Below are 6539 nucleotides of genomic sequence, written 5' to 3'. Positions count from 1 at the left end.
GCGTCCGTGTCGTTGGCCAGCACGTCGATGGTGACGGGCGTGTCCTCAGGCGTGGTCGCCAGGTCGTCGCTGGCAGCCGGGGTGTCGTCCAGCGGCGTGACGTTGATGTCGAGCGTGGACGAGGAACCGGTGTTGGTCGTGTAAGAGACCTGCGGCACGGTGCCGTTGTAGTCGGCAACCGGGGTGAAGGTGTAGCCACCGTTCGAGTTGATGACCAGCGTACCAACGCCTGCGATGGTGGCCGTGGTGCCAGCAGCGAAGGTGCCAGGCAAGCCGGCGACGCTGAACGAAGCAACGCTCAACACATCGTCGGCATCGCTGTCGTTGGCCAGCACATTCCCGGTGGCGACGCTGTCTTCGGCAACCGTCTTCGTGTCAGGGGCGAGCACCGAAGGCTGGTCCACCGGGGGCGGCGGAGCCGGGGCCGGGGTGACTTCGATGTTCAGCGTGGCGCTGCTGCCCGTGTTGGTGGTGTAGGTCGCCGTCGGCACGGTCCCGCTGTAGCCGGCCGCTGGCGCGAAGGTGTACGCGCCGTTGCTGGCAATCGTCAGCGTGCCGACGCCAGCGACCGTGACAAAACCACCCGCCGCGGCGGTTTGACCGGCCACGGTGAAGGTGCCGACGCTCAAGGTGCTGTCCTTGTCGCTGTCGTTGGCCAGCACGTTGCCGGTGGCCAGCGTGTCCTGCGCCACCGTGTTGGTGTCGGCTGCAAGCACGGATGCGTCGTCCACCGGGCTGACCACCAGGGTCAGCGTTCCGGTGTCGGTGCCGCCCTGGCCGTCGGTCACGGTGTAGGTGACCGGCGGAACCGGGCCGTTGTAATCAGATGCGGGGGTGAAGGTGAACGTACCGTCAGGATTCACCAGCAGCGTGCCCACCGGAGTACCACCCGTGGTGATGGTCACCGGCGTGCCCGGCGTGACCGTGTCCGGCGTGCCGTCGCCGTTGCGGTCGACCGTCACGGCCGTCACCGTCAGCGTGTCGCCGTCAGCGTCCGTGTCGTTGCCCAGCACATTGCCGGACACCGGCGTGTCTTCGGTCACCGTCACCGTGTCGTCGTTCGCCACCGGGGCGTCGTTGACCGGAGTGACAGTGATGGTGATGTTGGCGCCAACCGGGGTGCCCGTGCCGTCCGTCGCCGTATAGGTCAGGTTCAGCGTGCCGTTGAAGTTGGGCGTCGGCGTGAAAGTCAGGGTGCCGTTGGGGTTCAGGACAACCGTGCCCTGCGGGATGGTGACCGGCGTGCCCACGGCAATCGCCTGGCCTGCCACGGACGTCACGGTGACGTTGCCGCCGCTGAAACTGTCATTGGCGCGCGGGTCGAAGGTCACGCTGCTGCCCTCGCCGGCGCTGACGCTGTCCGACGTGGCCGTGTCCGGGGTCAGCGGCGCTTCCTGAGCCGTCTCGAAGCTGCGGATCGCGGATTGATCGTTCCCGCCCGACAAATTGAAGCCAGCCGGCGTCACGGCCTCAGCCACACGGTCGACACGCAGGCCCTCACCCAGCGTGTCGCCCGGGGTGTTGCCGGCGGCCGTGACAGCTTCAGGAGCACCCTGGGCCACCTGTTCAATCACGCGGTCGATCTCGCTCGGGGCCGCCTTCGTGTCCCGTGCGCCTTCAATCTGGATGATGCCGTCCTGGGCGGTGAGCACCACATCGCCCTTCTTGACCACATCACCGACCTTCAGCGGGCGAATTTCGCCATCAGCCGTGCGCAGCAGGGCTTCACCCCAGACGCCCACGACCTTGCCCGTCAGCTTGCGCACCGGGTTGTAACCCTTGGCGATGGCTGCCTTGACCGAGGCATCCAGCCCCGCCTGGGAGCCAACACTGGCGTACCCGATGCTGACGGCAATGGTCTTGCCGGTGGTGGCATTGGCGGCCACGGTGGCAGCTTGGGCGGACGAGTTGTTGGTGTTTTGGCTGGACATGAATATGACTCCGGCAGGCAATGAGGGTGCTGGACAGAGGATAACTTCTACACAAATGGTTACCGCTCCCAACGGGAGACTTTTATGTGAACTGGATCACTAAAAGCAGGGCTTAGAGGTTTTTAAGCGTAAGCGGCAAGGGCGCTTTGACGCTCGGGCAGGGGAGGCCCGATGCCGCGCCGCCAGGGCGGCGGCGCGTTTCGAAGAGCGTTCAGCGCTCGCGGAGGGCGTACGCCTTGGCCTTGAGGACCGGCTTGAGCAGGTAGGACAGGACCGTCTTCTGACCGGTCAGCACGTCCACTTCAGCCGTCATGCCAGGGATGACCGGGAGCTTCTCGTCGAAGTTCGGTCGGGTGGTTCGCACACGCACCACATAGAAGGAGTTGCCTCGTTCGTCCGTGACGGTGTCGGGGCTGATGTTCTCGACCTTGGCTTCGAGGCCGCCAAAGATGGAGAAGTCGTAGGCCGTGAACTTGACGTTGGCGTCCTGGCCGGGGCGAATGAACGCGATGTCCTTGGGCTGCACGCGCGCTTCCAGCACCAGCGCGTCGTCCAGGGGCACGATCTCGACGATGTCCTTGCCCGGCTGGACCACGCCGCCGACCGTGTTGGCCAGCAAACGCTGAACCCTACCGCGTACCGGCGATTTCACCTGCGCCTTGTCGACCTTGTCGGCCAAAGCGGCGGAACCCTGGTTCAACACGTTCAGCTTGCCCATGGCTTCCGCCATGTCCCGACGGGCTTCGTTGCGGAAGCTCATCTCGGTTTCCTGGATCTTGCGGGTAGCCTCGCCAATGGCCGCCTGAACGCGGGCAATCTGAGCCGTTGCCTGTTCGGCTTCACCGCGGCCGCGCGTCACGTCGCGCTCCAGACGGAGGATGTCCACCTGAGACACAGCCCCCGTGGCCAGCAACGGCCGCGTCTGGTTCAACTCCTGCTGGGCCAGCTCCAGGCCCCGGACTGCAGCGGCGCGGCGCGCCTGGGTTTCGGAGAGTTCCTGCTGGCGTTGCGACAATTGCTGCCGACTGATGCCGACCAGGTTGCCCAATTCGCTCAGCTTCGATTCATAAAGGCGGCGCTCTTCTTCCAGGATGCTCTTTTCCTCTTCCGTTTCCGGAACGGGCGGCTTGAAGCTGGCGCCTTCGGCCAGCGCGCGCAGGCGGGCCGTGCGCGCCTCCAGGGCAAAACCTTGGGCTGCAATTTCACGAACGCCGGAATTGGCACGCGTCTCGTCAATGCGCAACAGCAGCTGGCCGGGTTCAACCACCTCACCCTCGCGCACCAGGATTTCGGTCACCACCCCCCCGTCGAGTGCCTGCAGCACCTGCAGCTGCCGCGATGGCACGACACGGCCTTCGCCGCGTGTGACCTCATCCACCTTGGCGAAGGCGGCCCAGATCACCAGCAAGGCGACCACTGCGGCTGACACCCGAACAATCTGCTGCGCCCGCTGGGTGGCCTGGCGCGACATGACGGCATCGGCGGCATCTTCAAAATGCGCCATGCCCGGAATGGGCAGGTCGGCGTTGGTCGGCGCAAAGGCCAGGCGCAGGCGTTGCAGCCACACTGGCTGGCGCGCTACCTTGGCAGGTGCCAAAGGGGCTTGTGCCGGGGCGGCATGCTGCTCGGCTTCGGCCTGGATGGCAGCGGCCAAGGCCGGGGGCATGGGCATGGATGAGCTGTCGCCCTGGGCCATGTTGGCAGCGGCGGTGACATCGAGGCCCGCCTGAGGGGTTGCGGCTGCCGCTGCGTTGTTCTTGTCGGAATCGCTCATGGTCAGGCTGCCTTTGCAATGCGGCCGCTTTGCAGCGCTTCCATGATCCGGTCGCGCGGTCCGTCGGCGACCACCTTGCCACCGTCAATCACGATGACGCGCCCCACCAGCGACAGCAGCGAGGTTCGGTGGGTCACCAGCACCACGGTCTTGTCTGCCGCCATGCTGCTCAGGCGCGAGGTGATGGCGCCTTCGGTGGAGAAGTCCATCGCGCTGGTCGGCTCGTCGAGCAGCAATACGGGGGTGTTGTGCAACATCGCCCGTGCAATGCCCACGCCCTGGCGCTGGCCGCCCGACAGGTACTCACCGCGCTCGCCAACATTCATGTCAAAGCCACTCGGGTGGCGGTTGACGAATTCGGTGAGGCAGGCGGCGTCTGCCGCCGCCACGATGGACCCGTCATCTGCGAAGGGCAGGCCGAAGGTGATGTTCTCGCGCAGGCTTCCGTAAAACAGCATCACGTCTTGCGACACATAGCCCATGTTCTTGCGCAGGTCTGCGGGGTCGAGTTGTCTCAGATCGATGCCGTCGACCAGCACGGCGCCTTCGGTGGGCTGGTAGAGCCCCATCATCAGCTTCTGGATCGTCGACTTGCCCGAGCCGACGCGGCCGATCAGGGCCACGCGTTCGCCCGGCTTGATCTTGAAGCTGAGGTTCTCGAGTGCGTTGTCGGTGCGGTTCGGGTACTGGAAGCTTACGCCGCGGAACTCGATCTCGCCGGTCAGCTTCGCACGGTGGATGTAATGCGTGCCTTCCGGGCGTTCCACCGGTTTGGCCATCAGCTTTTCCAGGCCTTCGAGTGCGGTGCGCGCGCCTTGGTACTGCATCAGCAGCGCCACAATCTGGCCTGCAGGCGCCAGCGCACGGCCAGCCAGCATGCCGCAGGCGATCAATCCGCCCATGGTGAGCAGCTTGGCGCCGATCAGGTAGACGCCCAGCACGATCATCACCACGTTCACCAGTTGCGACACGGTGGCCGTCATGTAGGAGGCGCCGGAAGAGAGCGACCGCATCTTCACGTTGGTGCTGGCCAGGAACACGTTGGCGCGTTCCCACTTGGCCTGGATGGCGCCTTCAGCGCCCTGGGTCTTGATGGTTTCGATGCCGGTCAGGCTTTCGATGAGCGTGGCATTGCGGGCAGACGAAGCCCGGTAGGTGGTTTCGGCCAGCGCGTGCAACTTGTCCTGGATGACCCAGCCTGCCAGCAAAACACCACCAAAGCCGAGGATCACCGGAATGGCCATCCAGGGCGAGATGATGAAGATGACCAGCACGAACAACAACGCGAAGGGCAGGTCGATCAGTGCGGTGACGGTGCTGGAGGCGATCAGGTCACGCACCTGCTCGAAACCACGCAGGTTTGATGCGAACGAGCCCACCGACTCCGGGCGGTTCTCCAGCCGCATGCCCAGCACGCGTTCCATCAGCGTGGCTGAAATCTGCACGTCGATGCGGGCGCTGGCCTCGTCGACGAAACGGCTGCGCATCTTGCGCAGCAGCAGGTCGGCTGCCATCACGATGAGGATGCCCACCGCCAGCGACCACAGCGTTTCTAGTGCTGCGTTGGGCACCACCCGGTCGTAGACGTTCATCGAGAACATCGGGCTGGCGAGCGCGAAGATGTTCACCAGCGCCGCGGCCCAGAGCACGTCCTTGTAGACAAAGCGCTGGCCGAGCAGTGCGCTCCAGAACCAGTGGCCTTCACGGGTGGGTTTGACTTCGGGCGTGCGGCTGTCGAAGCGGAAATGAGGGCGGACATGCAGCACCAGGCCCGCGCTGCGTGCGGTCAGTGCTTCCCGGCTCAGCGTGACGGTGCCTTGCCCGGTTTCCGGCAGCAGCAAGCGGGCGGTGTCACCGTCCCAGCCCAGCAGCACGCAGGCTTGATCTTCCTTCAGCAGCAGCACGGCGGGCAGGGTCGCGGGCTCGATCGCGTCAAGCGGGGTGCGCGACAGGCGCGTGACCATGCCTGCGCGCGACGCCGCGCGCTCGGCCATGTCCAGTGGCAGGCGGCCATTGGCCAGAGGCAGGCCCGACGACAGGGAGGCGCGTGTGGCGCTGTGGCCGTGCAGGCGGCAGATTTCAACCAGGCAGTCCAGCAGCGGGTCGGCCTGCAACAGGTCTTCGCGGTTGCGCACCGGGGCGGCGGCCTGCGAAGCACTGGAGGCGGGCACGCTGGCGGCAGTTGCTGATGCTGTTGCGGAGGCCGCTGCTGGTACTGAAGGTTCTGTCATGGATTTCGATGAAACAGGCGAGGTCGGGCCGACGAAATGACCTGTTCAGGCAATATCGACCACGTGCACCGTGGACTGAAGCTGGTGCCGCTCGGCAAAGTGCAGGCGCAGGGTTTCGCGCACGGTGCGGAAAGCCAGCTCGTCCCAGGGAATCTCGTCCTCCCGGAACAGCCGCGCTTCGAGCGTCTCCGGGCCAGGGTCGAGCTCGGTGTCGAGCATGCGGGCCCGGTAGAAGAAGTGAACCTGGCCGACCCGCACCACGTTCAGCATCGTGAAGAGGCTGCCCATCTCGATGTTCGCGCCGGCTTCTTCGCGGGTTTCGCGCAGCGCGCCCTCGGCCACGCTTTCACCCAGCTCCATGAAGCCGGCGGGCAGCGTCCAGAAACCGTGCCGGGGCTCGATCGCCCGTCGGCAGAGCAGCACCTGGTCTTGCCACACCGGCACCGTGCCCACCACGTTCAGAGGGTTTTCGTAGTGGATGGTGTTGCAAGCCGTGCAGACAGCGCGTTCACGGTTGTCGTCAGCCGGTGTGGTGTAGACGGTCGGCGCCCCGCAGGCCCGGCAGTGTTTGATGGATCGGGCAAGCAGCATGCGGTGCAGTGT

The 6539-nt window shown here is 65.5% G+C and carries 4 protein-coding genes; all 4 read right to left on the bottom strand.

What is annotated here, in order from left to right; all coding sequences use genetic code 11:
- A partial coding sequence (locus tag AACH00_RS17905) for an Ig-like domain-containing protein (protein WP_341400538.1) occupies nucleotides 1–1931 on the bottom strand: 1931 nt, incomplete at its 3' end.
- A 211-nt stretch (nucleotides 1932–2142) separates the two neighbouring features.
- Nucleotides 2143–3435 carry an HlyD family type I secretion periplasmic adaptor subunit gene (locus tag AACH00_RS17900; protein WP_423221960.1) on the bottom strand — a complete coding sequence of 431 codons (1293 nt, stop codon included), beginning with the start codon at nucleotides 3433–3435 and terminating at the stop codon, nucleotides 2143–2145.
- Nucleotides 3436–3707: 272 nt separating this feature from the next.
- The gene (locus tag AACH00_RS17895) at nucleotides 3708–5936 is read right to left on the bottom strand and encodes a type I secretion system permease/ATPase (RefSeq protein ID WP_341400536.1); all 2229 of its coding nucleotides are present in this window, start codon (nucleotides 5934–5936) and stop codon (nucleotides 3708–3710) included.
- Nucleotides 5937–5981: 45 nt separating this feature from the next.
- Nucleotides 5982–6527, bottom strand: coding sequence for an NUDIX hydrolase (locus AACH00_RS17890; protein ID WP_341400535.1), 546 nt, complete (start codon nucleotides 6525–6527; stop codon nucleotides 5982–5984).
- Nucleotides 6528–6539: the final 12 nt, after the last annotated feature.

Origin of the sequence: Ideonella margarita, from assembly GCF_038066635.1 — a bacterium.
GTDB lineage: Bacteria > Pseudomonadota > Gammaproteobacteria > Burkholderiales > Burkholderiaceae_C > Ideonella > Ideonella margarita.
Note: the sequence above shows the minus strand (reverse complement) of the source record. Positions and strands in the feature narration are given on the sequence as shown.